Source organism: Streptomyces sp. NPDC046881 (assembly GCF_040645015.1).
Lineage (GTDB): Bacteria > Actinomycetota > Actinomycetes > Streptomycetales > Streptomycetaceae > Streptomyces.
Genome location: NZ_JBEYXJ010000007.1, coordinates 64647 through 88937 on the forward strand (window position 1 = coordinate 64647; position 24291 = coordinate 88937).

At 71.9% G+C, this 24291-nt stretch carries 20 protein-coding genes and 1 tRNA gene; 10 read left to right on the top strand and 11 right to left on the bottom strand.

Annotated features, from left to right (window positions below):
• Positions 1–82 precede the first annotated feature (82 nt).
• Genes ABZ923_RS05935 through ABZ923_RS05950 form a run of 4 tightly spaced genes read left to right on the top strand, consistent with a single transcriptional unit; the run spans position 83 to position 4474 of the window.
• On the top strand, positions 83–1012 hold the full coding sequence (locus ABZ923_RS05935; protein ID WP_361467330.1) for a branched-chain amino acid ABC transporter permease: 930 nt from the start codon (positions 83–85) through the stop codon (positions 1010–1012).
• A 5-nt stretch (positions 1013–1017) separates the two neighbouring features.
• A complete protein-coding gene (locus tag ABZ923_RS05940) occupies positions 1018–2844 on the top strand; it encodes a branched-chain amino acid ABC transporter permease (protein WP_361467333.1) in 1827 nt (608 codons plus the stop codon).
• A gap of 5 nt (positions 2845–2849) precedes the next feature.
• On the top strand, positions 2850–3761 hold the full coding sequence (locus ABZ923_RS05945) for an ABC transporter ATP-binding protein (RefSeq protein ID WP_361467336.1): 912 nt from the start codon (positions 2850–2852) through the stop codon (positions 3759–3761).
• Positions 3758–4474 carry an ABC transporter ATP-binding protein gene (locus ABZ923_RS05950; protein WP_361467339.1) on the top strand — a complete coding sequence of 239 codons (717 nt, stop codon included), beginning with the start codon at positions 3758–3760 and terminating at the stop codon, positions 4472–4474. The genes ABZ923_RS05945 and ABZ923_RS05950 overlap by 4 nt, the downstream gene beginning before the upstream one ends.
• 86 nt (positions 4475–4560) lie before the next feature.
• Here ABZ923_RS05950 and ABZ923_RS05955 read toward each other — a convergent pair whose 3' ends face one another.
• Positions 4561–5217: a response regulator gene (locus tag ABZ923_RS05955; RefSeq protein ID WP_358639796.1), complete on the bottom strand. Its 657-nt coding sequence runs from the start codon at positions 5215–5217 to the stop codon at positions 4561–4563.
• Positions 5218–5319: 102 nt separating this feature from the next.
• On the opposite strand from ABZ923_RS05955, the gene ABZ923_RS05960 reads away from it, so the two are divergent.
• A tRNA-Leu gene (locus tag ABZ923_RS05960) sits at positions 5320–5392 on the top strand.
• Positions 5393–5548: 156 nt separating this feature from the next.
• Here ABZ923_RS05960 and pyk read toward each other — a convergent pair.
• Complete coding sequence (gene pyk, locus ABZ923_RS05965; protein ID WP_361467342.1) at positions 5549–6985, bottom strand: pyruvate kinase; 1437 nt, start codon at positions 6983–6985, stop codon at positions 5549–5551.
• A 218-nt stretch (positions 6986–7203) separates the two neighbouring features.
• Between pyk and ABZ923_RS05970 the strand changes: the two genes are divergently transcribed.
• Positions 7204–9009, top strand: a complete 1806-nt coding sequence (locus tag ABZ923_RS05970; RefSeq protein ID WP_361467345.1) for a 5'-nucleotidase C-terminal domain-containing protein — start codon at positions 7204–7206, stop codon at positions 9007–9009.
• Positions 9010–9190: 181 nt separating this feature from the next.
• Here ABZ923_RS05970 and ABZ923_RS05975 read toward each other — a convergent pair whose 3' ends face one another.
• The 6 genes from ABZ923_RS05975 to ABZ923_RS06000 form a co-directional block, all read right to left on the bottom strand.
• On the bottom strand, positions 9191–10603 hold the full coding sequence (locus tag ABZ923_RS05975; RefSeq protein ID WP_361467348.1) for a SidA/IucD/PvdA family monooxygenase: 1413 nt from the start codon (positions 10601–10603) through the stop codon (positions 9191–9193).
• Complete coding sequence (locus ABZ923_RS05980) at positions 10600–11967, bottom strand: aminotransferase class V-fold PLP-dependent enzyme (RefSeq protein ID WP_361467351.1); 1368 nt, start codon at positions 11965–11967, stop codon at positions 10600–10602. Before ABZ923_RS05980 ends, ABZ923_RS05975 begins: the two co-directional genes overlap by 4 nt.
• 166 nt (positions 11968–12133) lie before the next feature.
• Positions 12134–12958: an NAD(P)H-binding protein gene (locus ABZ923_RS05985; protein ID WP_361467353.1), complete on the bottom strand. Its 825-nt coding sequence runs from the start codon at positions 12956–12958 to the stop codon at positions 12134–12136.
• 115 nt (positions 12959–13073) lie between these two features.
• Complete coding sequence (pepN, locus tag ABZ923_RS05990) at positions 13074–15575, bottom strand: aminopeptidase N (protein ID WP_361467356.1); 2502 nt, start codon at positions 15573–15575, stop codon at positions 13074–13076.
• 127 nt (positions 15576–15702) lie between these two features.
• Positions 15703–16053, bottom strand: a complete 351-nt coding sequence (locus ABZ923_RS05995; RefSeq protein ID WP_030347791.1) for a chorismate mutase — start codon at positions 16051–16053, stop codon at positions 15703–15705.
• Positions 16054–16087: 34 nt separating this feature from the next.
• Positions 16088–16978 (bottom strand): AraC family transcriptional regulator, encoded by an 891-nt coding sequence (locus tag ABZ923_RS06000; RefSeq protein ID WP_361467358.1) that lies wholly within the window; start codon positions 16976–16978, stop codon positions 16088–16090.
• Positions 16979–17102: 124 nt separating this feature from the next.
• Here ABZ923_RS06000 and ABZ923_RS06005 point away from each other — a divergent pair, with 124 nt between their 5' ends.
• A complete protein-coding gene (locus tag ABZ923_RS06005; protein WP_361467360.1) occupies positions 17103–18860 on the top strand; it encodes a beta-galactosidase family protein in 1758 nt (585 codons plus the stop codon).
• 89 nt (positions 18861–18949) lie between these two features.
• Positions 18950–19831: a hypothetical protein gene (locus ABZ923_RS06010; RefSeq protein WP_361467363.1), complete on the top strand. Its 882-nt coding sequence runs from the start codon at positions 18950–18952 to the stop codon at positions 19829–19831.
• A gap of 52 nt (positions 19832–19883) precedes the next feature.
• On the opposite strand, the gene ABZ923_RS06015 is transcribed toward ABZ923_RS06010, so the two are convergent.
• Complete coding sequence (locus ABZ923_RS06015; RefSeq protein WP_361467365.1) at positions 19884–21323, bottom strand: MFS transporter; 1440 nt, start codon at positions 21321–21323, stop codon at positions 19884–19886.
• Positions 21324–21437: 114 nt separating this feature from the next.
• Between ABZ923_RS06015 and ABZ923_RS06020 the strand changes: the two genes are divergently transcribed.
• Positions 21438–21908, top strand: a complete 471-nt coding sequence (locus tag ABZ923_RS06020; RefSeq protein ID WP_361467367.1) for a MarR family transcriptional regulator — start codon at positions 21438–21440, stop codon at positions 21906–21908.
• Positions 21909–21950: 42 nt separating this feature from the next.
• On the opposite strand, the gene sigJ is transcribed toward ABZ923_RS06020, so the two are convergent.
• Entirely contained in the window at positions 21951–22865 is a 915-nt protein-coding gene (gene sigJ / locus ABZ923_RS06025) for an RNA polymerase sigma factor SigJ (protein WP_361467370.1), read from the bottom strand.
• A gap of 101 nt (positions 22866–22966) precedes the next feature.
• On the opposite strand from sigJ, the gene ABZ923_RS06030 reads away from it, so the two are divergent.
• A complete protein-coding gene (locus ABZ923_RS06030; RefSeq protein WP_361467371.1) occupies positions 22967–23341 on the top strand; it encodes a hypothetical protein in 375 nt (124 codons plus the stop codon).
• Between the two features lie 26 nt (positions 23342–23367).
• On the opposite strand, the gene ABZ923_RS06035 is transcribed toward ABZ923_RS06030, so the two are convergent.
• Entirely contained in the window at positions 23368–24291 is a 924-nt protein-coding gene (locus ABZ923_RS06035; protein WP_361467374.1) for an SDR family oxidoreductase, read from the bottom strand.

Consider the following 24291-nt stretch of genomic DNA (forward strand, 5'->3'; position numbering starts at 1 on the left):
GGGGCGCTGTTCCACTGGCGTCCCGCGCGGACTCGCATCCGGCCACATCCCTCGCACTTTCCGAACGCTCGGAGGACATGCGGTGAACGAACTGCCGCAGCAGCTGGTCAACGGCCTGCTACTAGGATCCATGTACGGGCTGGTCGCCATCGGCTACACAATGGTCTACGGCATTGTCCAGCTCATCAACTTCGCCCACGGCGAGATCTTCATGACGGGCGCGTTCGGCGCCCTCACGGTCTGGCTCTGGCTCCCCGGCGGCACCAGCATGTGGCTCGCGCTGCCGCTGATGATCGTCGGCGCCGTCATCGTCGCGGTCGCCATCGCCGTCGGAGCGGAACGGTTCGCCTACCGGCCCCTCCGCAACGCGCCCCGCCTCGCCCCCCTCATCACCGCCATCGGCCTCTCCCTGGCGCTCCAGCAGGCCGTATGGGCCTGGTACCCCGAGGCGAAGTCCGCGCGCACCTTCCCGCAGATCGCCGGCGGCCCCTTCGAGATCGGCAGCGTCACCATCCAGACCGGCGACATCTTCCTCGTCGTCGCCGCCCCCATCAGCATGGCCGTCCTCGCCTACTTCGTCATGAAGACCCGCACCGGCCGCGGCATGCAGGCCACCGCACAGGACCCCGACACCGCCAAGCTGATGGGCGTCAACACCGACCGCATCATCGTCATCGCCTTCGCGCTCGGCGCCGCCTTCGCCGCCGTCGGAGCCGTCGCCTACGGCCTGAAGTACGGCGAGATCAACTTCCGCATGGGCTTCATCCTCGGCCTGAAGGCGTTCACCGCGGCCGTCCTCGGCGGCATCGGCAACATCTACGGCGCCATGATCGGCGGCGTCGTCCTCGGCGTGGCAGAGACCCTGGCCACCGCCTACATCGCCGACATCCCCGGCATGGACAAGTTCGGCAGCCAGTCCTGGGCCGACGTCTGGGCCTTCGTACTCCTCATCCTCGTACTGCTGTTCAGGCCACAGGGCCTGCTCGGCGAGCGCGTCGCGGACAGGGCGTGAGACCGATGACCACACAGACCACCGCACCCGACACCCCCGGCGCCCGCAACGCCGACACCCCCTCCGGTCTGCTCCCCCTGCCGGAGAACGCCGCCCGCGCCCTCGCCCTCGGCGGCAGCGTCCTCACGATCGCCTCCACCTTCCTCGCCTGGACCTGGACCTCCGCCTTCCCCGGCGACCTCACCGTCTACGGCTACCCCGGCGGCCTGCAGGTCCTCGTCCTCATCGGCGCGGCCCTCGCCACCGTCTTCGCCCTGGCCTCCTACGGCCTGCGCGGCCTCGCCTGGCTGGTACCCGCCGGCCCCGCCCCCGCCCTGAAGTTCGCGACCCTGGCCACCTTCGCCACCGCCTGGTACACGGTCATCGCGATCAGCACCGACCTCGGCGGAGTCGTCAACCTCGAACCCGGCGGCTACCTCGTCGCCGTCGCCAGCCTCGCCGCCCTCGCCGGCGCCCTCTCCCTGCCGTTCCAGCGGCCCGAGCCCGACCCGATCGACCCCGACGACACCGGCTGGGAGAAGTTCAAGCACGGCGCCGCACACAAGTGGGAGATCACCAAGGCGGTCTTCGCCGGCGGCTCCCCCCGGCCCGTCGCCGCCCTCCCCTCGTACGCCGAGATCCTCATCATCGTCGCGATGCTCTCGCTCGGCCTCGTCGTCTTCACCTACGGCATCGGCACCGAGTACGACGAACTGTTCATCGGCTTCCTCATCACCGCCGGCCTCGGCTTCGCCGCCCTCAACAAGGCCGGCGTCATCGCCCACGCCTCGCAGATCGCCTCCCGGCACACCAACATCACCATCTGCGGCGCCTTCGTCGCGGCGGCCCTGTTCCCCTTCACCCAGACCGACGACCAGTACGCCACCCTCGGCGTCTACATCCTCATCTTCGCCACCGTCGCCCTCGGCCTGAACATCGTCGTCGGCCTCGCCGGCCTCCTCGACCTCGGATACGTCGCCTTCCTCGGCGTCGGCGCCTACGCGGCCGCCCTGGTCTCCGGCTCCCCCAGCTCCCCCTTCGACGTCCACTTCCCGTTCTGGGCCGCCGTCCTCGTCGGCGCCGTCGCCTCCCTCGTCTTCGGCGTACTCATCGGCGCCCCCACCCTCCGACTGCGCGGCGACTACCTCGCCATCGTCACCCTCGGCTTCGGAGAGATCTTCCGCATCACCGCCAACAACCTCGACGGCACCTCCGGACCCGACCTCACCAACGGCTCCAACGGCGTCTCCTCCATCCCCAACCTCGACGTCCTCGGCTTCGACTTCGGCGCCCAGCACGACATGGGCGGCTTCACCATCGGCCGGTTCGCCAACTACTTCTTCCTCATGCTGATCATCACCGCCGTCGTGGTGCTGGTCTTCCGCCGCAGCGGCAACTCCCGCATCGGACGCGCCTGGGTCGCCATCCGCGAGGACGAGACCGCCGCCCTCGCCATGGGCATCAACGGCTTCCGCGTCAAACTCATCGCCTTCGCCGTCGGCGCCTCCCTCGCCGGCCTCGCCGGCACCGTCCAGGCCCACGTCACCTACACCGTGACCCCCGAGCAGTACCTGTTCGCCGGCCCCATCCCGCCCAACTCCGCCTTCCTGCTCGCCGCGGTCGTCCTCGGCGGCATGGGCACCATCAGCGGACCGCTCATCGGCGCCGCCCTGCTCTTCCTCATCCCCAACAAGCTCCAGTTCCTCGGCAACTACCAGCTCTTCGCCTTCGGCCTCGCGCTCATCCTGCTCATGCGGTTCCGCCCCGAGGGCCTCATCCCCAACCGGCGCCGCCAGCTCGAATTCCACGAAGACGCCGAAGCGCCCACCCTCCTGACGAAGGCGGGGGCCTGACCACCATGACCACCGACACCACCACCAAGAACACCACCCCCGGCGCCGCCGCGCCCGGCGAAACCGTCCTCGACGCCCGCGGCGTCACCATGCGCTTCGGCGGCCTCACCGCCGTACGCGGCGTCGACCTCACCGTCGGCGCCGGCGAGATCGTCGGCCTCATCGGCCCCAACGGCGCCGGCAAGACCACCTTCTTCAACTGCCTCACCGGCCTGTACGTCCCCACCGAGGGCGAAGTCCGCTACAAAGGCAACGTCCTGCCGCCCAAGTCCTTCAAGGTCACCGCGGCCGGCATCGCACGCACCTTCCAGAACATCCGGCTGTTCGCCAACATGACCGTCCTGGAAAACGTGCTCGTCGGCCGGCACACCCGCACCAAGGAAGGCTTCTGGTCCGCCGTACTCCGCGGCCCCGGCTTCCACAAGGCCGAAAAGGCCTCCAGAGACCGCGCCATGGAACTGCTGGCCTTCGTCGGCCTCGACCACAAGGCCGAACACCTCGCCCGCAACCTGCCCTACGGCGAACAGCGCAAACTCGAGATCGCCCGCGCCCTGGCCAGCGAACCCGGACTGCTGCTCCTCGACGAACCCACGGCCGGCATGAACCCGCAGGAGACCCGAACCACCGAGGAACTGGTCTTCGCCATCCGCGACATGGGCATCGCCGTCCTCGTCATCGAGCACGACATGCGCTTCATCTTCAACCTGTGCGACCGCGTCGCCGTACTCGTCCAGGGCGAAAAGCTCATCGAGGGCGACAGCGCCACCGTCCAGGGCGACGAACGGGTCGTCGCGGCCTACCTCGGCGAACCCTTCGAGAACGCACCCGGCGCCGAAGAGGCCGCCGAAGTGGAAGCCGCCGAGGCACACGCCGACACCACCACGGACGCCGCGCCCGGCAAGGAGGACGACCGATGACCACACTGCTGGAAGTCGAGGACCTGCGCGTCGCCTACGGCAAGATCGAGGCCGTCAAGGGCATCTCCTTCAAGGTCGACGCCGGCCAGGTCGTCACCCTCATCGGCACCAACGGCGCCGGCAAGACCACCACCCTGCGCACCCTGTCCGGACTCCTCAAGCCGGTCGGCGGCCAGATCAAGTTCAACGGCAGGTCGCTGAAGAAGGTCCCCGCCCACCAAGTCGTCTCCCTGGGCCTCGCCCACTCCCCCGAGGGCCGGCACATCTTCCCGCGCATGAGCATCGAGGACAACCTGCGCCTCGGCGCGTTCCTGCGCAACGACAAACCGGGCATCGAGAAGGACATCCAGCGCGCCTACGACCTCTTCCCCATCCTCGGGGAGCGGCGCAAGCAGGCCGCGGGCACCCTCTCGGGCGGTGAGCAGCAGATGCTGGCCATGGGCAGAGCACTGATGTCCCAGCCGAAACTGCTCATGCTGGACGAACCGTCGATGGGCCTGTCGCCGATCATGATGCAGAAGATCATGGCGACCATCGCCGAACTGAAGGCACAGGGCACCACGATCCTGCTGGTCGAGCAGAACGCCCAGGCGGCGCTCTCCCTCGCCGACCAGGGTCACGTCATGGAGATCGGCAACATCGTCCTGTCCGGCACGGGACAGGACCTGCTGCACGACGAGTCCGTCCGCAAGGCCTACCTCGGCGAGGACTGATCCGTCCGCACGGATCCGTCCGTATACGACGACGAGGCCCGCGCCCTCTTCTCCGGGGCGCGGGCCTCGTCGTACGCGGGGACCGTTCAGCTCTTCTTGGCCGCCTTCTTCTCCTCGCTGTCCGCGATGACCGCCTCCGCGACCTGCTGCATCGACATGCGGCGGTCCATCGACGTCTTCTGGATCCAGCGGAAGGCGGCCGGCTCGGTCAGGCCGTACTCCGTCTGCAGAATGGACTTCGCGCGGTCGACCAGCTTGCGGGTCTCCAGCCGCTGCGAGAGGTCGGCGACCTCCTTCTCCAGCTGCTTCAGCTCGGTGAACCGGGAGACGGCCATCTCGATCGCCGGCACGACGTCGCTCTTGCTGAACGGCTTGACCAGGTACGCCATGGCACCGGCGTCCCGGGCACGCTCGACGAGGTCGCGCTGCGAGAAGGCGGTGAGCATCAGGACCGGCGCGATGGACTCCTCGGCGATCTTCTCGGCCGCGGAGATGCCGTCCAGCTTCGGCATCTTCACGTCCAGGATCACCAGGTCCGGCCGGTGCTCACGGGCCAGCTCGACGGCCTGCTCACCGTCCCCGGCCTCGCCGACGACGGTGTACCCCTCCTCCTCCAGCATCTCTTTCAGGTCGAGCCGGATCAGGGCCTCGTCCTCGGCGATGACGACACGGGTCGTCAGCGGAGGCACGTGCGACTTGTCGTCGTCGGGCACGTCTACGGGCTGGGGCGACTCGGCGGTCACGGGGGCTCCTCGTTCAGGGCAGGGGTACTGCTGACAAGAGCCTACCTAGCTACGGTAAGGTGGGGGCACGGCGGGTGCCCGTCGACCTTGCTTTTCAAGGGAGCCCCGGTAGCCCAGCGGTAGAGGCAATGGTCTCAAACACCATCCAGCGTCGGTTCGAATCCGACCCGGGGTACTTTTCCTAAGAAACGAAGATTCGCTCGAAAGGTGGAGGTTCACGTTCTCGTGAATCTCCACCTTTTCCGCGTGTCGCCGCGCTCGGCCTCGCAGGATTGTCACGTGGCGCTCATAAACACCCACGTCGGCCCCAAGCACTGATCAGGCCCCGTCCCTACTTCGGGCTGTCGTCCTCGCCGATGTGGTGGACGCGGACCATGTTGGTCGAGCCGGAGACGCCGGGTGGGGAGCCTGCCGTGATCACCACCACGTCGCCCTTGCGGCAGCGGCCGTACTTCAGGAGCAGTTCGTCCACCTGGTCGACCATGGCGTCGGTGGAGTCGACGTGCGGGCCGAGGAAGGTCTCGGTGCCCCAGGTGAGGCTGAGCTGGGAGCGGGTGGCCGGTTCGGGGGTGAAGGCCAGGAGGGGGATCGGGGAGCGGTAGCGGGAGAGGCGGCGGGCGGTGTCGCCGGACTGGGTGAAGGCGACCAGGAACCTGGCGCCGAGGAAGTCGCCCATTTCGGCGGCGGCCCGGGCGACCGCGCCGCCCTGGGTGCGCGGTTTGTTCCGCTCGGTGAGCGGTGGCAGGCCCTTGGCCAGCATGTCCTCTTCGGCCGCGGTGACGATCTTCGCCATGGTGCGTACGGTCTCGACGGGGTGTTTGCCGACACTGGTCTCGCCGGAGAGCATCACGGCGTCGGTGCCGTCGAGGACGGCGTTGGCGACGTCGGAGGCTTCGGCGCGGGTGGGCCGGGAGTTCTCGATCATCGAGTCGAGCATCTGGGTGGCGACGATCACCGGCTTGGCGTTGCGTTTGGCGAGTGTGACGGCGCGCTTCTGGACGATCGGCACCTGTTCCAGGGGCATCTCGACGCCGAGGTCGCCGCGGGCGACCATGAGGCCGTCGAAGGCGGCGATGATGCCGTCGAGGTTCTGGACCGCCTGGGGTTTCTCGATTTTGGCGATCACCGGGAGGCGGCGGCCTTCGTCGGCCATGATGCGGTGGACGTCCGCGGCGTCGTCGCCGCTGCGGACGAAGGAGAGGGCGATCACGTCGAAGCCGGTGCGCAGTGCCCAGCGCAGGTCGTCGCGGTCCTTTTCGGACAGGGCGGGGACGGAGACGGCGACGCCGGGCAGGTTGAGGCCCTTGTGGTCGGAGACGACGCCGCCTTCGAGTACCCGGGTGCGGACGCGGGGGCCGTCGACGGCGGTGACTTCGAGGCAGACCTTGCCGTCGTCCACCAGGATGCGTTCGCCGGGGGTGACGTCGGCGGCGAGGCCGGCGTAGGTGGTGCCGCACTGGTGGCGGTCGCCTTCGGCGCCGTCCTCGACGGTGATGGTGAAGGCGTCGCCGCGTTCAAGGAGTACGGGTCCTTCGGTGAAACGGCCGAGCCGGATCTTCGGGCCCTGAAGGTCGGCGAGGATTCCGACGCTGCGGCCGGTTTCGTCGGCCGCCTTTCGTACGCGGTGGTAGCGCTCCTCGTGCTCGGCGTGCGTGCCGTGGCTGAGGTTGAAGCGGGCGACGTCCATTCCGGCTTCGACCAGTGCCTTGATCTGGTCGTACGAGTCGGTGGCGGGTCCCAGTGTGCAGACGATTTTTGCTCGGCGCATGAGTCGAGCCTATGGCTTACCCGTGGGTAGAGAATTGGCGCCGTATGACTACTCAACAGACTTTAGGCAAAGGCTTATTGACAACTGTTGAATTGTGCGGTGGTTCGCTCCTATGAGCGATGGTCACCAGATCGCAACCTTCCGGACCTGTTGTGGGCAGTCATGCTCAGGTCAGAATCTACGCGCGTTGTTCGATCACCGCCAAGGAGAACCGAGAGATGCCGTTGAACCGCCGGAAGTTCCTGAAGAAGTCCGCCGTCACCGGAGCGGGAGTGGCGATCGCCGGTACGGCGGCGGCCCCGGCGGCCGAGGCGGCGGAGGTCACGAAGCCCGGGCACCCCGTGAAGCGGTACTCCCTGACCGTCATGGGCACCACCGACCTGCACGGGCACGTCTTCAACTGGGACTACTTCAAGAACGCGGAGTACGCCGACAAGGCGGGCAACGCGATGGGCCTCGCCCGGATCTCCACCCTGGTCGAGCAGGTGCGCAAGGAGAAGGGCCGCTGCAACACCCTGCTGCTGGACGCCGGTGACACCATCCAGGGCACCCCGCTGACCTACTACTACGCCAAGGTGGACCCGATCACCGCCAAGGGCGGCCCGGTGCACCCGATGGCGCAGGCGATGAACGCGATCGGGTACGACGCGGCGGCCCTCGGCAACCACGAGTTCAACTACGGCATCGAGACGCTGCGGAAGTTCGAGGACCAGCTCGACTTCCCGCTGCTCGGTGCCAACGCGGTGGACGCGAAGACGCTGAAGCCCGCCTTCCCGCCGTACTTCATGAAGACGTTCCACGTGCCGGGCGCGAAGCCGGTGAAGGTCGCCGTGCTCGGCCTGACCAACCCGGGCATCGCGATCTGGGACAAGGCCTACGTCCAGGGCAGGCTGGCGTTCCCGGGCCTGGAGGAGCAGGCCGCCAAGTGGGTGCCGAAGCTGAGGTCGATGGGCGCGGACGTGGTCGTCGTCTCGGCGCACTCGGGTACCTCGGGCACGTCGTCGTACGGTGACCAGGTGCCGTACGTGGAGAACGCGGCGGCCAATGTGGCCAGGCAGGTGCCCGGGATCGACGCGATCCTGGTCGGGCACGCGCACGTGGAGATCCCGGAGCTGAAGGTCGTCAACGAGCAGACCGGCAGGACGGTCGTGCTGTCCGAGCCGCTGTGCTACGCCGAGCGGCTCACCCTCTTCGACATCGAGCTGGTGTTCGCCAAGGGCCGCTGGGAGGTGGAGTCGGTCTCCGCGTCGCTGCGCAACTCCAACTCCGTCGCCGACGACCCGAAGATCACGAAGCTGCTCACCGACGAGCACCGGAAGGTCGTGGCGTACGTCAACCAGGTCGTGGGCCGGGCCACCGAGACCCTGACGACCGTCGAGGCCCGTTACAAGGACGCGCCGATCATCGACCTGATCACCAGGGTCCAGGAGGACGTGGTCAAGGCGGCGCTCGCGGGCACCGAGTACGCCTCGCTGCCGGTGATCGCCCAGGCCTCGCCGTTCTCCCGGACCTCCGAGATCCCGGCCGGCGACGTCACCATCCGGGACCTGTCGAGCCTGTACGTCTACGACAACACGCTGGTCGCGAAGTTGCTGACGGGTGCCCAGGTGCGCGCGTACCTGGAGTACTCGGCGGAGTACTACGTCCAGACGGCCGCCGATGCCGCGGTCGACGTGGAGAAGCTGACCAACGCGGGGGGCCGTCCGGACTACAACTACGACTACGTGTCGGGTCTGTCGTACGACATCGACATCGCCCAGCCGGCCGGGTCGCGGATCAGGAACCTGACGTTCGGCGGGGCCGCGCTGCAGGACGACCGGCAGTTCGTGCTGGCGGTGAACAACTACCGGGCGAACGGCGGCGGTGCCTTCCCGCACGTCGCCACCGCCAAGGAGCTGTGGTCGGAGTCGACGGAGATCCGTACCCGGATCGCGGAGTGGGTGACGGCGAAGGGTGTCCTGGACCCGAAGGACTTCGCGTCGGCGGACTGGAAGCTGGTGCGCGAGGGCAAGCCGGTCTTCTAGAGCCATCAGGAGTGACGGGTCGACGGCGTCGGCGATCGCCTGCGCGCCGACGCCGTTGACGTGCAGACCGTCGCCGCTGTCGAGCGCGGCGCGGGTGCGTTCGGGTGCGGCCGGGTCGGCGTCGGCGGCGGCGACGTCCACGACCGCGTCGAACGCGGGCGCCCCGACCGCCGGCGGCCGTTCATCTTCCGTCGACGAGCGGGGTGAGCCGGCGGGGTTGGCCGGCCCGTGGGACGCGGGCGGCCGGCTGGTCCAGTCCGAAGGAGGTGAAGGCGGTGCGCTGCGGGAGCGGGTACGGCTCTTTGCCGGTGAGCGAGTTGAGGATGGTGGCGCTGCGCCAGGCGGCCAGGCCGAGGTCGGGGGCGCCGACGCCGTGGGTGTGCAGTTCGGCGTTCTGGACGTAGACGGAGCCGGTGACCGAGGGGTCGAGGTCGAGGCGGTACTCGGTGTCGATGCGGGGGCGTTCGCTGCTGTCGCGGCGGATGTAGGGGTCGAGTCCGGCGAGGAGGCGGCCGAGGGGGCGTTGCCGGTAGCCGGTGGCGAGGACGACGGCGTCGGTGGTGAGCCGGGAGCGGCTGTCCTGCTGGAGGTGTTCCAGGTGCAGTTCGATCCGGGTGTTGGCGATGCGTCCGGCGGTGCGGACGCGGACGCCGGGGGTGAGGACGGTGTCGGGCCAGCCGCCGTCCAGGGTGCGCCGGTACAGCTCGTCGTGGATGGCGGCGAGGGTGCCGGCGTCGATGCCCTTGTGGAGCTGCCACTGGGCGGCGGTGAGCCGGTCGCGGACGGGTTCGGCGAGGGCGTGGAAGTAGCGGGTGTAGTCGGGTGTGAAGTGTTCCAGGCCGAGCTTGGAGTACTCCATGGGGGCGAAGGCCTCGGTCCGGCCGATCCAGTGCAGTTTCTCCCGGCCGGCCGGGCGGTGCCGGAGCAGGTCGAGGAAGACCTCGGCGCCGGACTGTCCGGAGCCGACGACGGTGACGTGGCCGGCGGTGAGGATGTCGGCGCGGTGGTCGAGGTAGTCGGCGGCGTGGACGACGGGGACGCCGGGCGCGTCCACGAGGGGGCGGAGGGGGTCGGGGACGTAGGGGGCGGTGCCGATCCCGAGGGCGATGTTGCGGGTGTGGGTGCGGCCGAGGGCCTGGGCCTCGCCGTCGGCGTCGAGTTGGGTGAAGTCGACTTCGAAGACGTCGTGTTCGGGGTTCCAGCGGACGGCGTCGACCTGGTGGCGGAAGTGCAGTCCGGGGAGGGACTGGGCGACCCAGCGGCAGTAGGCGTCGTACTCGGCTCGCTGGGTGTGGAGGCGTTCGGCGAAGTAGAAGGGGAAGAGCCGTTCGCGGGTTTTGAGGTAGTTGAGGAAGGTCCAGGGGCTGGTGGGGTCGGCGAGCGTCACCAGGTCGGCGAGGAAGGGGACTTGGACGGTGGCGCCCTCGATGAGCAGTCCGGGGTGCCAGTCGAAGCGGGGGCGTTGTTCGTAGAAGACGGTGTCGAGTTCGGCGAGGGGGTGGGCGAGGGCGGCGAGGGAGAGGTTGCACGGGCCGATGCCGATGCCGACCAGGTCGCGGGGTGCGGCGGGGTCGTGGCGTGGGGGGTGGGTCATGCGGGGGTGTTTCCTTCGGCGAGTTCGGCGAGTTTGAGCAGCTGGGCCAGGTCGTCCGGCCGGGTGTGGGGGTTGAGGACGGTGGCTTTGAGCCAGAGCCGGCCGTCGGCCCGGGCGCGGCCGAGGACGGCCCGGCCGTCGTGCAGCAGTGTGCGGCGGACGGCGGCCACGGCGTCGTCGGCGGCGCCGGCCGGGCGGAACAGGACGGTGCTGATGACGGGGTGGTCGTACAGCTCGAAGCCGGGGTGTTCCCGGATGAGCGCGGCGAATTCGCGGGCTCGGGTGCAGACCTGGTCGGCCAGGGCGCCGAGTCCGCTGCGGCCCAGTGTCTTGAGGGTGACGGCGATCTTCAGGATGTCGGGGCGGCGGGTGGTGCGCGGGGAGCGGCCGAGCAGGTCGGGGTATCCGGCTTCGGTGTCGTCCTCGGCGTTGAGGTAGTCGGCGCGCTGGTGGAGGGCGGCGAGTTCGTGGGGGCGGGCGAGGGCGAGGAGTCCGGCGGCGACCGGCTGCCAGCCGAGTTTGTGCAGGTCGAGGGTGAGGGTGTGGGCGGCTTCGAGGCCGGCGAGTTTGTCGCGGTGCCGGTCGCTGAAGAGGAGGCCGCCGCCGTAGGCCGCATCGATGTGCAGCCGGGCGCCGTGGGCGGTGCACAGGCCGGCGATCTCGGGCAGCGGGTCGATGAGGCCGGCGTCGGTGGTGCCGGCGGTGGCGGCGACGAGCAGCGGGCCGGGGAGTGCGGTGAGGGCCTCGTCGAGGGCGGCCGGGTCCAGGGTGCCGGTCGGGGTGGGGATCACGACCGGGTCGGGCAGGCCGAGCAGCCAGGCGGCGCGGGGCAGGGAGTGGTGGGCGTTGGTGCCGCACACGAGGCGCACGGTGCCTCCGTGTGCCTCGCGGGCGAGCAGCAGGGCGAGCTGGTTGGATTCGGTGCCGCCGGTGGTGACGAGGGCGTCGGCGAGGCCGGCGGTGCGGGCGAGGGTGCGGGCGACCGCGGCTTCCAGGGCGGAGGCGGAGGGGGCCTGGTCCCAGGAGTCCAGGGAGGGGTTGAGGGCGCTGGCGGCGAGGTCGGCGGCGGCGGCCACGGCGAGCGGCGGGGCGTGCAGATGGGCCGCGCACAGCGGGTCGGCGGGGTCGGCGGCGCCCGCTGCGAGCACCTGGACGAGGGTGTGCAGGGCGTCGGGGTCGCCGGTGTCCGGCAGGACGTCTCCGAGGGCGTCGGCGACGCGGGCGGCGACGGCGTCCGGTCCGCCGGCGGGCAGGGGTCCGCCGCGCTCGCGGCCGCCGGCCGCGAGCGCGTCGAGCACGGTGTCGAGGAGGGGCCGCAGGGCGTCGGGGCCGCCGGGGCCCGAGGCCAGGGGTGGCGTGCTCATGAACCCTCCTCCGCTCGCGCACCCCGCCTCGGGTCCGGGGCTTCCGGTTCGGGGGTGGAGTTCCAGCTTGTACCGGAAGGGAGCCCGGTGTCCCGGAAGCCCGGCGAACGGAACCCGAAAGTGTGTACTGCCGTGCGCGGCGGAGGTGTTGGGGGCCTGTGCGGGGTTAGGCCCGGAAGTCGTCGGCGTGGTCGCGGGCCCACCGGGCGAAGGTGCGGGCGGGGGTGCCGGTGAGGTCGCGCACGGTGGTGGTGATCTCCGGGGGGACGCCGACGGTCTCGGCGAAGGTCTGCAGCAGTCGTTCGAGCATCTGCGGCGGTACGTGCGGGAACAGTTCCCGGCCCGCTTCGGCCGGGTCGGTCTCGACGAAGGTGAGCGTGCGGCCGAGGGCCTCGCCGATCGCCGCGACCTGGTCGGCGTTGCTGGTCGTCTCGGGTCCGGTGAGCCGGTGCACGGCGCCTTCGTGGCCGCTGTCGAGGAGGACGCGTTCGGCGACGGCGGCGATGTCGTCCTCGTGGATGGGTGCGGACAGTCCGTCCGCGAAGACGCCGCGGACGGTGTCGCCGGCGCGGATCTGCGGGGCGTACTGGAGTGCGTTGGTGGCGAAGGCGTTGGGGCGCAGGAAGGTCCAGTCGAGTCCGCTGTCGCGGATCTGCTGCTCGGCGGTGGCGTGCATGACGTGGATGGGGTGGGTCTCGTCGGCTCCCTCCTGGATGATGCCGCTGGAGAGCAGTACGACGTGCCGTACGCCGTGTTGGCGGGCGGCCGCCAGCAGCGGGGCGGTGCCGGCCTGGGCGTACAGGAAGAGCTTGGTGGCGCCGGTGAACAGGGCGGCGGGGTCGTCGGGCCGGAACGGCACCACCTCGGCCCGCTCGGGCAGTGCGGCCCGCCGCGGGTCGCGGGTGAGCGCCCGGACGGGCTGTCCCGCGGTGAGGAGTCGGTCGACGAGGGCACGGCCGACGTTGCCGGTCGCGCCGGTCACTACGATCACGGTGCTGCCTCCGGTGCTGGGGGGTTGGCTGACCGCCCGAGCCTAGGAACGCGGCCGGTCCGCCGCATCGTCGGCAGGGACCAGCCGCGTCCTACGTCGCAGGACCTACGCCGTCCTACTCCCCCTGCTCCGCCCGCTGTCCGTCGCGCACGTTCAGGGCGCGGGACAGGTCGTCCAGGCGGTCGGCGAGGGTGCGGCGCAGGGCCGGGGTGAGGTCGGCGTCGCGCAGGCAGGCCTCGCCGAGTGCCAGGTTCTCGGTGTCGACGGCGTGGGCCGGGAAGGCCCAGCGGCCGGCGGCGACGGCGATGGCGGGGCCGCGGCGGGCGGCGACGGCGGCCGCGTCCGGGTAGAAGCGCGGGACGTACTGCCGTACCAGTTCGGCCTGTTCGGGTTGCCAGAAGCCCTGGGCGGTGGCGGTGAACAGGTAGTTGGACAGGTCGTCGCCGGCGAACATCGCCTCCCAGGCGGTGTGCTTGGCCTCCGGGTCGGGCAGTGCGGCGCGGCAGCGGGCGGCGCCCTCCTGGCCGCTGGCGCTCGGGTCGCGTGCCAGTTCGGCGGCGATGGCGTCCTCGTCGGTGGCGCCGAGCACGGCGAGCCGGGCGAGGATGCGCCAGCGCAGTTCGGGGTCGAGTTCGGGGCCGCCGGGCACCGTGCCGTCGGCGAGCCAGGCGGCGATGGTCTCGGGGTGGGCGGCGACGGAGATCAGGTGCCGTACGGCGATCAGGCGCAGGCCGGGGTGGTCGCCGTCCTCGGTGCGCCGCAGCAGGTCGCGGCAGAGCGAGGTGAGGGTGGCCAGGGCGGCCGGGCGGTCCTCGGGGGTCAGGTACTGGTCGGCGAGCTGGCCGGCGGCGAAGGCGAGGACGCCCTGGGCGACGGCCAGGTCGGTCTCGTGGGGCAGGTGGGTGCGGGCCGTCTCCAGGTAGGCGGCGGGCGGGAGTTCGCCGTCGCGGACGGCGTCCCGGAGGGCGTTCCAGACGACCGCGCGGGTGAGCGGGTCGGGCAGGCCGGACAGGGCGGTGCGGACGGTCTCGAAGGACGCGGCGTCGAAGCGGACCTTGGCGTAGGTGATGTCGCCGTCGTTGAGGAGGACGAGTGCGGGGCGTTTGCCGATGGGCTGCGGGGCGGTCTGCGGGACGTCGAGGTCGATGCGTTCGCGCAGGACCAGCCGGCCTTCGCCGGCGACGTCGTGGTCGTACAGGCCGGCGGTCAGGCGGTGCGGGCGGCTGCCGGTGCGGTCGGCGGTCAGGGTGCAGGTGCCGCCGGCGGAGGCGATCGCGGGGATGAGCGTGTCGACGCCGGTGGTGCGCAGCCAGCTGTCGGCCCAGGCGGGCACGTCGCGGTCGGTGGCCGAGGCGAGGGAGTCGATGAAGTCGGCGAGGGTGGCGTTGCCGAACCGGTGCCGCTTGAAGTGGGTGTTGATGCCGGCGAGGAAGTCCTTCTCGCCGAGCCAGGCGGCCAGCTGGCGCAGCGCGGAGGCGCCCTTGGCGTACGAGATGCCGTCGAAGTTGAGCAGGGCGGAGGCGGTGTCGTCGACGTTCTCGGGGGCGACCGGGTGGGTGGTGGGCCGCTGGTCGGCGTCGTAGCCCCAGGCCTTGCGGGTGACGCCGAACTCGGTCCAGGGGTCGGTGAACCGGGTGGCCTCGGCGGTGGTCTGGTAGCCCATGTACTCGGCGAAGGACTCGTTCAGCCAGATGTCGTCCCACCACTTGAGGGTGACGAGGTCGCCGAACCACATGTGGGCCATCTCGTGCGCGATGACCATGGCGCGGGTCTGCCGTTCGGTGTCGGTGACGGCGGAGCGGTAGACGAAGTCGTCGCGGAAGGTGACCAGGCCCGGGTTCTCCATGGCGCCCGCGTTGAACTCGGGGACGAAGGCCTGGTCGTAGGAGTCGAAGGGGTACGGCTCCTCGAACTTCTCGTGGTAGCGGTCGAAGCACGCCCGCGTGATGTCGAGGATCTCCTCGGCGTCGGTGTCGAGGTGGGGTGCGAGGGAGCGGCGGCAGTGGATGCCGAAGGGCAGTCCGCGGTGTTCGGTGCGCACCGAGTGCCAGGGGCCGGCGGCGACGGCGACCAGGTAGGTGGAGACCGGCGGGGTGGGTGCGGCCCGCCAGAGGCCGTCGCCGCGGTGGTCGGTGACGCCGTTGGCGAGGACGGTCCAGCCTTCGGGCGCCTTGACCGAGACCTCGAAGACGGCCTTGAGGTCGGGCTGGTCGAAGGCGGCGAAGACGCGCTGGACGTCGTCCATGAACATCTGCGTGTAGACGTAGGTCTCGCCGTCGCTGGGGTCGGTGAAGCGGTGCATGCCCTCGCCGGTGCGGGAGTAGCGCATGGCCGCGTCGAGGCGCAGTTCGTGTGCGCCGGCGGTGAGGTTCTTCAGCGGGAGCCGGCCCTCGCTCAGCGACTCCGGGTCGAGCGGCTGTCCGTCGAGGGTGACGCTGCGCAGCTCGGCGGGCTTCAGCTCGACGAACGTGTCCCCGTCGGACCGCGCGGTGAACCGGATCGCGGTACGGGAGTCGAAGGTCTCGGCACCGGTGGTGAGGTCCAGTTCGACCGTGTAGTGGTGGACGTCGAGGAACTGTGCACGGAGCTGCGCTTCGTCGCGCGTGAGTACGGACATGCAGGACATGCTGCCTGATGGGACCGGCAGCGCACAGGGGCGGATCGGTACATGGCTTTTGTCCCCTGTGCGCGCCCCTGTCCGGCGGCCGTGCCGGGCCCGGGTGAGGCCCTGGTCGGTCGCGGGTTCAGGCGTCGTGCGCCGGTTGTCCGCCGTGGGTGTCCTCGGCGATCCGCTCGTGGTGCCGGATCACCTCGGCGATGATGAAGTTCAGGAACTTCTCGGCGAACGCCGGGTCGAGCTTGGCGTTCTCGGCGAGGCTGCGCAGCCGTTCGATCTGCCGGGCCTCGCGGGCCGGGTCGGCGGGCGGCAGCTGGTGCAGCGCCTTGAGCCGGCCGACCTGCTGGGTGCACTTGAAGCGCTCGGCGAGCATGTGGACGACGGCCGCGTCGATGTTGTCGATGCTGTCGCGCAGCCGGTCCAGTTCCTGGCGGACCTCGGGGTCGACGGCACCGTTGCCGGTGTTGCTGGTGGTCATGGGGGCCCACCCTATGCGCTGCGGGGGCCGGTTCCTACGGGGTGTCCGGGGAGTGGATCAGCGGCGGATCGGCGGGGTCGGGGACGCGGTCGTGCCAGCCACCGGGGACGGTGCGGCCCTGCTGGGCGCGGAAGCGGACGGGGGCGAGGCCCACGCGCCGGGTGAAGAGCCGGGAGAAGTAGGCGGGGTCGTCGTAGCCGACGCGGCGGGCGACGGCGGCGACGGGCAGTTCGGTGGCGGCGAGGAGGTCCTTGGCCCGGGCGAGCCGGATGCCGAGCAGGTAGTCCTTCGGGGTGCGGCCGGCCGCCCGGCGGACCGCGTCGCGCAGCTCGGCGGTGGTCATCCCGTGCCGGGCGGCGTGGTCGGCGACGGTCAGCGGTGTGCAGGCGTCCCGGGCGAGGGCGGCCAGCAGCCGGTCGCCGTCGGGGGCGAGGCCGGCGCGGGCGCGGCGCAGGGCGACGAGGAGTTCGTGGACGGCGGCGCCGGTCTCGACCTCCAGCAGGGGGTTGCCCGGGCGGGCGGCCCGGGCGATGCGGGCGATGACCGCGCGGGGGCCGGCGGCGTCGGTCAGCGGGACGACGGGCCGGTCGGGTTCGATGCAGCCGAGGTCGCGGTAGGCGGCGGTGGCGGGTCCGGTGAAGTCGACGAAGCCCTCGTCCCAGCCGGTGTCCGGGTCGGGCGCGTAGTGGTGGGGGACGCCGGGGGTGAGCCACAGCAGGGCGGGCGCGGTGACGGTCGTACGGGGGCCGTCGGTGCCGCGGTACCAGCCGCGGCCGGCGCTGATCACGACGGCGACGTGGTGGCCGAGGGTGCGCGGGCCGACCGTGGGCAGCGCGCCGTGCTGGAGGCCGACGCCGAGGCAGACCAGGCCGAGGCGGTGGTGGGCGGGGCCGGGGCTGAAGAACCGCATCCAGGTCCGGTACATCGGCGCTCCCTGCGGTGTGCTGCGCGGCGCGTTTTTGTCCAAGCAGCGCCGATCTTCGTCCATGGCGCGGGCCGCCGGAAGGGGTGAGGGTGGAGGGACGGGCGGGGTCGTGGCGGGAGGGTGCGTGGGCGAGTTCGCGGTCGGGGAGTCCGGGTTTCTGCTGGACGGGCGGCCGGTGCGGCTGCTGTCCGGGGCGCTGCACTACTTCCGGGTGCACGAGGCGCAGTGGGGGCACCGGCTGGCGATGCTGCGGGCGATGGGCCTGAACTGCGTGGAGACGTACGTCCCGTGGAATCTGCACCAGCCGCGCCCGGGGGTGGTCCGGGACGTGGGGGCGGTCGGCCGGTTCCTGGACGCGGTCCGGGCGGCGGGGATGTGGGCGATCGTGCGGCCGGGGCCCTACATCTGCGCCGAGTGGGAGAACGGCGGGCTGCCGGCGTGGCTGACGGGCGAGCCGGTCACGCGCGCGCGTACGCGTGACGAGCGGTTTCTGGGCCATGTCCGGGACTGGTTCCGCCGGCTGCTGCCCGGGATCGTGGCCCGCCAGACCGACCGCGGCGGACCGGTGATCATGGTGCAGGTGGAGAACGAGTACGGCAGCTACGGCAGTGACACCGGCTATCCGGCGGAACTGGCCGGCCTGCTGCGCGCGGAGGGGGTCGCCGTTCCCCTCTTCACCTCGGACGGGCCCGAGGACCACATGCTGACCGGGGGCTCGCTGCCCGGGGTGCTCGCCACGGTGAACTTCGGCTCCCACGCGCGCGAGGCGTTCGCCGCACTGCGCCGCCACCGTCCCGGGGGCCCGCTGATGTGCATGGAGTTCTGGTGCGGCTGGTTCGACCACTGGGGCGGCGAGCACGTCGTACGGGATCCGGCCGGGGCCGCCGAGGCGCTGCGGGAGATCCTGGAGTGCGGGGCGTCGGTGAACCTCTACATGGCGCACGGGGGCACGAGTTTCGGGGGCTGGGCGGGCGCGAACCGGGGCGGCGGCGCGCTGCACGAGGGCCCGCTGGAGCCGGACGTGACCTCCTACGACTACGACGCGCCGGTGGACGAGTACGGCAGGCCCACGGAGAAGTTCCGGCGCTTTCGCGAGGTGCTGTCCGCGTACCATCCCGGTCCGCTGCCGGACCCGCCGCCGCGGCCCGCCGTGCTCGGCGCCCCGGCCGGGGCCGTGCTCACCGGCTGGGCGCCCCTGGCCGGGGTGCTGGAGGCGCTGGGCGGCCCGGAGACGCTCGCCCCGGTGCCGCCCACGTTCGAGGAGCTGGGCGTCACCCGGGGTCTCGTGCGCTACACGGTGGACGTGCCGGGACCGCGGCAGCCGTACCCGCTGACCGTGCGCGGGCTGCGGGATCTCGCCGTGGTGTACGTCGACGGGGTGCGGGCCGGGGTGCTCACCGAGGAGGAGGCGGTGCTGGAGGAGCCCGTCGCGGGCCCCGCGCGCGTGGAGCTGTGGGTGGAGTCCCTGGGGCGGGTGAACTACGGGCCGCGGCTCGGTGAGGCGAAGGGCGTCACCGGCGGTGTCCTGCACGAGCGGCAGTATCTGCACGGGGTACGCGCGCGGGGGCTGGATCTGGACGCGTTCGCCGGCGGGGTGGGCGCGGTGTCCTTCGGCGCGGTGCCCGGGGAGGGGGCGCCGGGGCTGTACCGGGGCTCGGTCACGGTCCGCGGGGCCGGGGACGCCCGGCTGGAGCTGCCGGGCCGGACCCGCGGCTTCGTCTGGGTCAACGGTTTCAACCTGGGCCGCTACTGGTCGGCCGGGCCGCAGCGGTCGCTGTACGTGCCCGGGCCGGTGTTGCGGGAGGGCGCGAACGAGGTGTGGCTGCTGGAGCTGGACGGGGGCGCGGCGGGCCCGTCGGCGCCGCGTCTGCTGCCCGTGTGACCGGCCGGCCGCCGGGGTCGTCCTCGTCCGCGCCGGGGTCCTTCCCGCCTACAGTGGAGAGGAGTTCCGGCGTCTTTGGGGGTGCCGACGTGGCGAACGGCGGACCGGTCCGGCACGGCTACCCGCACCTGGAGACGGTGCGGGCGGCGGTCACCGCGCTGTACCGGCGGCTGTCCCGTGACACCGTCGAGGCGTTCTCCGTCAGCGTGGCCCCCGCCGACGTGGCCTTCTGCGACACCGACGACCTGTACCTGGGCGCGCAGCGGGTGGCGCGGGAGATCGTGCGGCACTTCCGGCTGCCGGACGCGCGGCTGATCGTCGGTTTCCGGGAGATGACCCACGCGGCGAACGTCGAACTGGCGGCGGGCCCGGAGTACTTCGTCGAGCTGAACGACCGGTTCCGCACCCATCGCAGGGACATCGGCGCGGCCCTCGCCCACGAGGTGGCGCACGTCTACCTGCACCGCCTGGACCTCGCCTTCCCCACCACGGCGGAGAACGAGATCCTGACGGACACGGCGACGACCTACCTGGGCGCGGGCTGGCTGCTGCTGGATGCCTACCGGGAGGACGGGGTGTCGTCGCAGAAGCTCGGCTATCTCACCCCGGAGGAGTTCGGGTACGTCCTGGCCAAGCGGGCGCTGCTGTTCGGCGAGGACCCGTCCCCGTGGTTCACCAGCCCGCAGGCCTACACCGCCTACGCCGAGGGCCTGGACCTGGCCCGCCGGGACGGGCAGCAGCCGCCGCTGACCGGGGCCGGCTGGGCGGGCCGCCGCCGCTACGCCCACGACCGCCGGAACGCCGCCTCGGCGGCGCCGGCGGCCGGTTACTCCTTCGCCCCCGACAGCGGTGGCCGCCTCCGGGTGAGCTTCCCGTGCCCGACCTGCCACCAGCGGATCAGGGTGCCGGTGCAGGGGCGGGTGCGGGCGCGGTGCGGGCTGTGCCGGACGGTGCTGGAGTGCGACACGTAGCCGCGCACGCCCCCTGCACGCCTCCCTGCCCGTCCGGCTGAGCCGCGCGGGGTCAGTCCTGGTGGTCCGGCACCGCCCGGCGGGGCAGTGCCGCGCACAGCACCGCGCACCCCGCGAACACCCCCACGACCCAGGGCATCGACTCGGACAGTGCCTCGGACAGCCCCTGCCCCGCGGCCCCGAAGAACACCGTGCCGATCACCGCCGCGCCCAGCGCACCGCCGAACTGCTGAGCCGTGGAGAAGATCCCGGACGCGCCCCCGGCCAGCTCCGCCGGCACCGCCGAGAGCACCACGTTCACCAGCGGCACGACCAGGAACCCGAGCCCGGCGCCGGCGACCACCAGGCCCGGCACCAGCGGCCACGCGCCCGCGTGCGGTGCCGGCGCGCCGTCGGTGGCGGCCCACACCCAGCCGAAGCCGCCGGCCATCAGCAGCGCCCCGGCACCGAGCACCAGCCGCCCGTACCTGACGGCGAGCCCGTCGGCGGCCGGTGCGGTCAGGAAGCCGCCGGCGGAGAACGCGACCGTGACCACGCCGGCCTGCATCGGCGTGTATCCCTCGCCGCCCTGCAGCCAGACCGCGAAGACCAGGAAGAAGCCCTGCATGCCGACGGAGAACAGCAGCTGCACGAGCACGCCCACCGAGAAGGCGGGGAGCGAGAACGCGCGCGCGGGCAGCAACGGCACGGTTCCGGGCCGGTGCCGCCGGGCCTCGTACCGGCCGAGGCCGGCCACGGTCACCACGCCCGCCGCGAGGCAGAGCCAGCCCCACAGCGGCCAGCCGTTCTCCCGGCCCTGCACCAGCGGCAGCACGATCGCGACGAGGCCGCCGGCCAGGACCACACTGCCGAGGGCGTCCGGCCGTCCCGCCGACCGTTCCCGCGTGGCCGGCACCAGCAGCAGTCCGCCCACGAACGTGGCCGCCGCGACCGGCACGTTGACGAGGAACACCGAGCGCCAGCCCCAGCCGAACAGGTCGGCGTCGGTGAGGACCCCGCCGAGCAGCAGTCCGACCGCCGAGGCGAACCCCGCGACGGCGCCGTACATCCCGAAGGCGGCGCCGCGCTCCTTGCCCTGGAACAGGGTGCGGAAGGAGCCGATCACCTGCGGGACGAGTACGGCCGCCAGGACGCCCTGGACGGCTCGGGCGGCGATCAGCTGGCCCGGTGACTGGGCGATGCCGCACGCCAGGCTCGCCAGGCCGAACCCGGCCGTACCGGCGAGGAAGAGCGGGCGGCGGCCGACGCGGTCGCCGAGGTGGCCGGAGACGATCAGGGCGGCGGCGAAGCCCAGCAGGTAGGCGGAGACGATCCATTGCAGGTCGCTCGCGGAGGCGTGCAGGTCGCGGCTGACGGACGGGACGGCCACGTTGACGATCGTGGTGTCCAGCAGGTCCATCAGGGCCGCGGTCATCATCACGACGGCGGCGGCCCAGCGGCGCGGATGGGGTTGCGCGGTGGCCGGCGGGTGTGCGGTGGCGGTCGTGGACATGGGGTCCCCCCTCGCTCGATTTATTTCGTTCGACCTAACGAAAGAGTTCCACCGCAGAGCCCTGCCCCGCAAGTACTTAGTTCGACCGAACGAAATATTTGCTAGCCTGAGCCCATGACCGAGGGAGACGACAAGCGGGACGAGACGCTCCGGCGGCTGATGGAGGTGGGCCGCGTCCACAGCGGTGTCACCGTGATGTTCCATTCGGCGATCGCCGCGAAGCAGGGGCTGAACGCCACGGAGGAGAAGACCCTCGACCTGCTGGAGCGGCACGGCCCGCTGACCGCGAAGGACCTGGCCCGGCTCACCGGTCTGGCCCCCGCCTCCGTCACCGGCCTCGTCGACCGCCTGGCGGCCAAGGGCTTCGTACGCCGGGTCGGTCACCCCACGGACAAGCGCCGGGTGCTGGTCGAGCCGAACCAGGAGAAGATCGGCGAACTCGCCGGGTTCTTCGCGGACTGGGCCCGCGAGATCGTGGCGGCGTGCGAGGAGTTCAGCACCGAGGAGCTGGAGACGGTGGTCCGCTTCCTGGGCGTGATGGCGGAGCGGCAGCGCGCGGCCGCCGCCCGGCTCACCTCCGGCTGAGGCCCGCCCGGCGCACCCTCCGGCGAGCGGACCGGGGGCTCGCTAGCCCTCCCGTGTCCACGGCCGCAGTTTCTCCGGGTTGCGGACCGCCCAGATGCGGGTGACGCGTCCGCCGGTGACGTCGAAGGCGGCCACGGTCACCACGACGCCGGCGCGCCGGGCCACCAGGCCCGGCAGCCCGTTGACCGACCGCTCCAGGAGTTCGAGCCCCGGAGCCCTGTCGGCGATCGCGACCATGTACTGGGCGATGCGCGCACCGCCCTCGACCGGGCGCAGGACGGCGCCGACCATGCCGCCGCCGTCGGCGGCCATCACGGCGGCCGGGTCGAGGAGACCGACGAGGGCCGCGATGTCCTTGGTCTCCCACGCCGCTTTGACGTGCCGCACCACGTCGGCCCGGCCGGCGCCCGGCACCGCGGCGGGCGCGCCGCCCACCCGCCGCCGGGCGGAGGCCGCCAGCTGCTTGCAGGCCGCGGGGGTCCGGCCGAGAACGGCGGCGATCTCGGCGAACGGGTACCGGAAGACGTCGTGCAGGACGAACGCCACCCGCTCCGCGGGCGTCATCGACTCCAGCACGACGAGGAAGGCCATGGTCACCGACTCGTCCAGGACGATCTGGTCGGCGGGATCCGCGGGGCCGGCCGCGTCGGCGCCGCCCGCGTGGTCCTCCTCGGCACGGCCGGGCAGCGGCTCGGGCAGCCACACGCCGACATAGCGTTCCCGGCGGGCCCGCGCCGAGCCGAGCAGGTCCAGGCAGATACGGCTGGTCACCGTCGTCAGCCAGGCGCCGGGGGACAGGATCTCCTTCTGCCGGCTCGGCGGGAGCCCGTACCAGCGTGCGTAGGCGTCCTGTACGGCGTCCTCCGCCTCGGTCACCGAACCCAGCAACCGGTAGGCGACATTGATCAGTTGGCGTCGCTCGCCGGCCACGTCCGTGCCGGTCCCGACCGTTCCCATGCTTCCGGCCGCCCCCTCGCCTTACCTTTCGCAGGCCCGTGTCGTCGGACTGGTGAGACCTTATCGATCCACTGCCCTAGGGCGGACAAGGGGACTGTGACATGGCCACTCAGATGACGGCGACGGCGAACGCACGGCGCGGCTCCTCGTTCCTGCGCATCGCGATCGCCCTGCAGACCCTGACCATCTTCCTCCAGGCGGTGTCCGCCGGACTGCTGCTGACCTCGTCCTACGGGGAGACGCTGCACGGCGTCGGCGCCCGGGTGATGTACGGGGCGTCGATGCTGTACCTGCTCGCGGCGGTGCTGGCGTGGAAGCCGGGCGGCGGCTCGCCCCGGCCCGTCTGGCACGCGTCGGGTTTCCTCGTCCTCGCCTCGGTCCAGGTCGTGCTCGGCATCGCGCACGTCCCGTCGGTCCACCTGCCCCTGGGCGTGCTGATGTTCGGCCTGAGTGTGCTGGCGCTGGCCCGGCGGTAGGGAACGCCCACGGCACCCGCGGGTTCCTACGTCCCGTACACCCGGCCCGGCGGCTCCGCCTCCGCCAGGAGGCGCCGGGCCGCCCGGCCCGCCTCGGCCGGGGTCCAGCGGGCTCCCCTGTCGGCCGTGGGCCCGGGGCGCCAGCCCTCCATGACGGTGATCCGGCCGCCCTCCGCCTCGAACACCCGGCCGGTCACCCCCGCGCTGCCGGCCGAGCCGAGCCAGACCACGAGCGGGGAGACGTTCTCGGGTGCCATGGCGTCGAAACCGGCGTCCGGTGCGGTCATGGCCGCGGCGAAGACACGCTCCGTCATGCGGGTGCGGGCGGCCGGCGCCACGGCGTTGACCTGGACGCCGTAGCGGGCCAGTTCGGCCGCCGCGACCAGGGTGAGGCCGACGATCCCGGCCTTGGCGGCGCTGTAGTTGCCCTGACCGACCGAGCCGAGCAGACCGGCCCCGCTGCTGGTGTGGACGACGCGGGCCACCGGGGTGCGGCCGGCCTTGGCCTCGGCGCGCCAGTACGCGGCGGCGTGCCTGAGCGGCAGGAAGTGTCCTCTGAGGTGGACCCGGATCACGGCGTCCCAGTCGTCCTCGCCGAGACCGACCAGCATCCGGTCGCGCAGGAAACCGGCGTTGCTGACGAGGGTGTCGAGCCGGCCGTAGGTCTCCACGGCGGTGCGGACCAGGCCGGCCGCGCCCGTGCCGGTGGCGATGTCGGCGCCGTGGGCGACCGCGTCACCGCCCGCCGCCCGGATCTCCGCCACGACGGCGTCCGCGGGCCGCTCGGCGTCGGGCGCGCCGTCCAGCGCGACGCCCAGGTCGTTGACGACCACCCGGGCACCCTCGGCCGCGAAGGCGAGCGCGTGCGACCGGCCCAGTCCACGACCGGCACCGGTGACGGCCACGACCCGGCCCGAGCAGATTCCGTTCGTCCTCGCGGGCACGCTCAT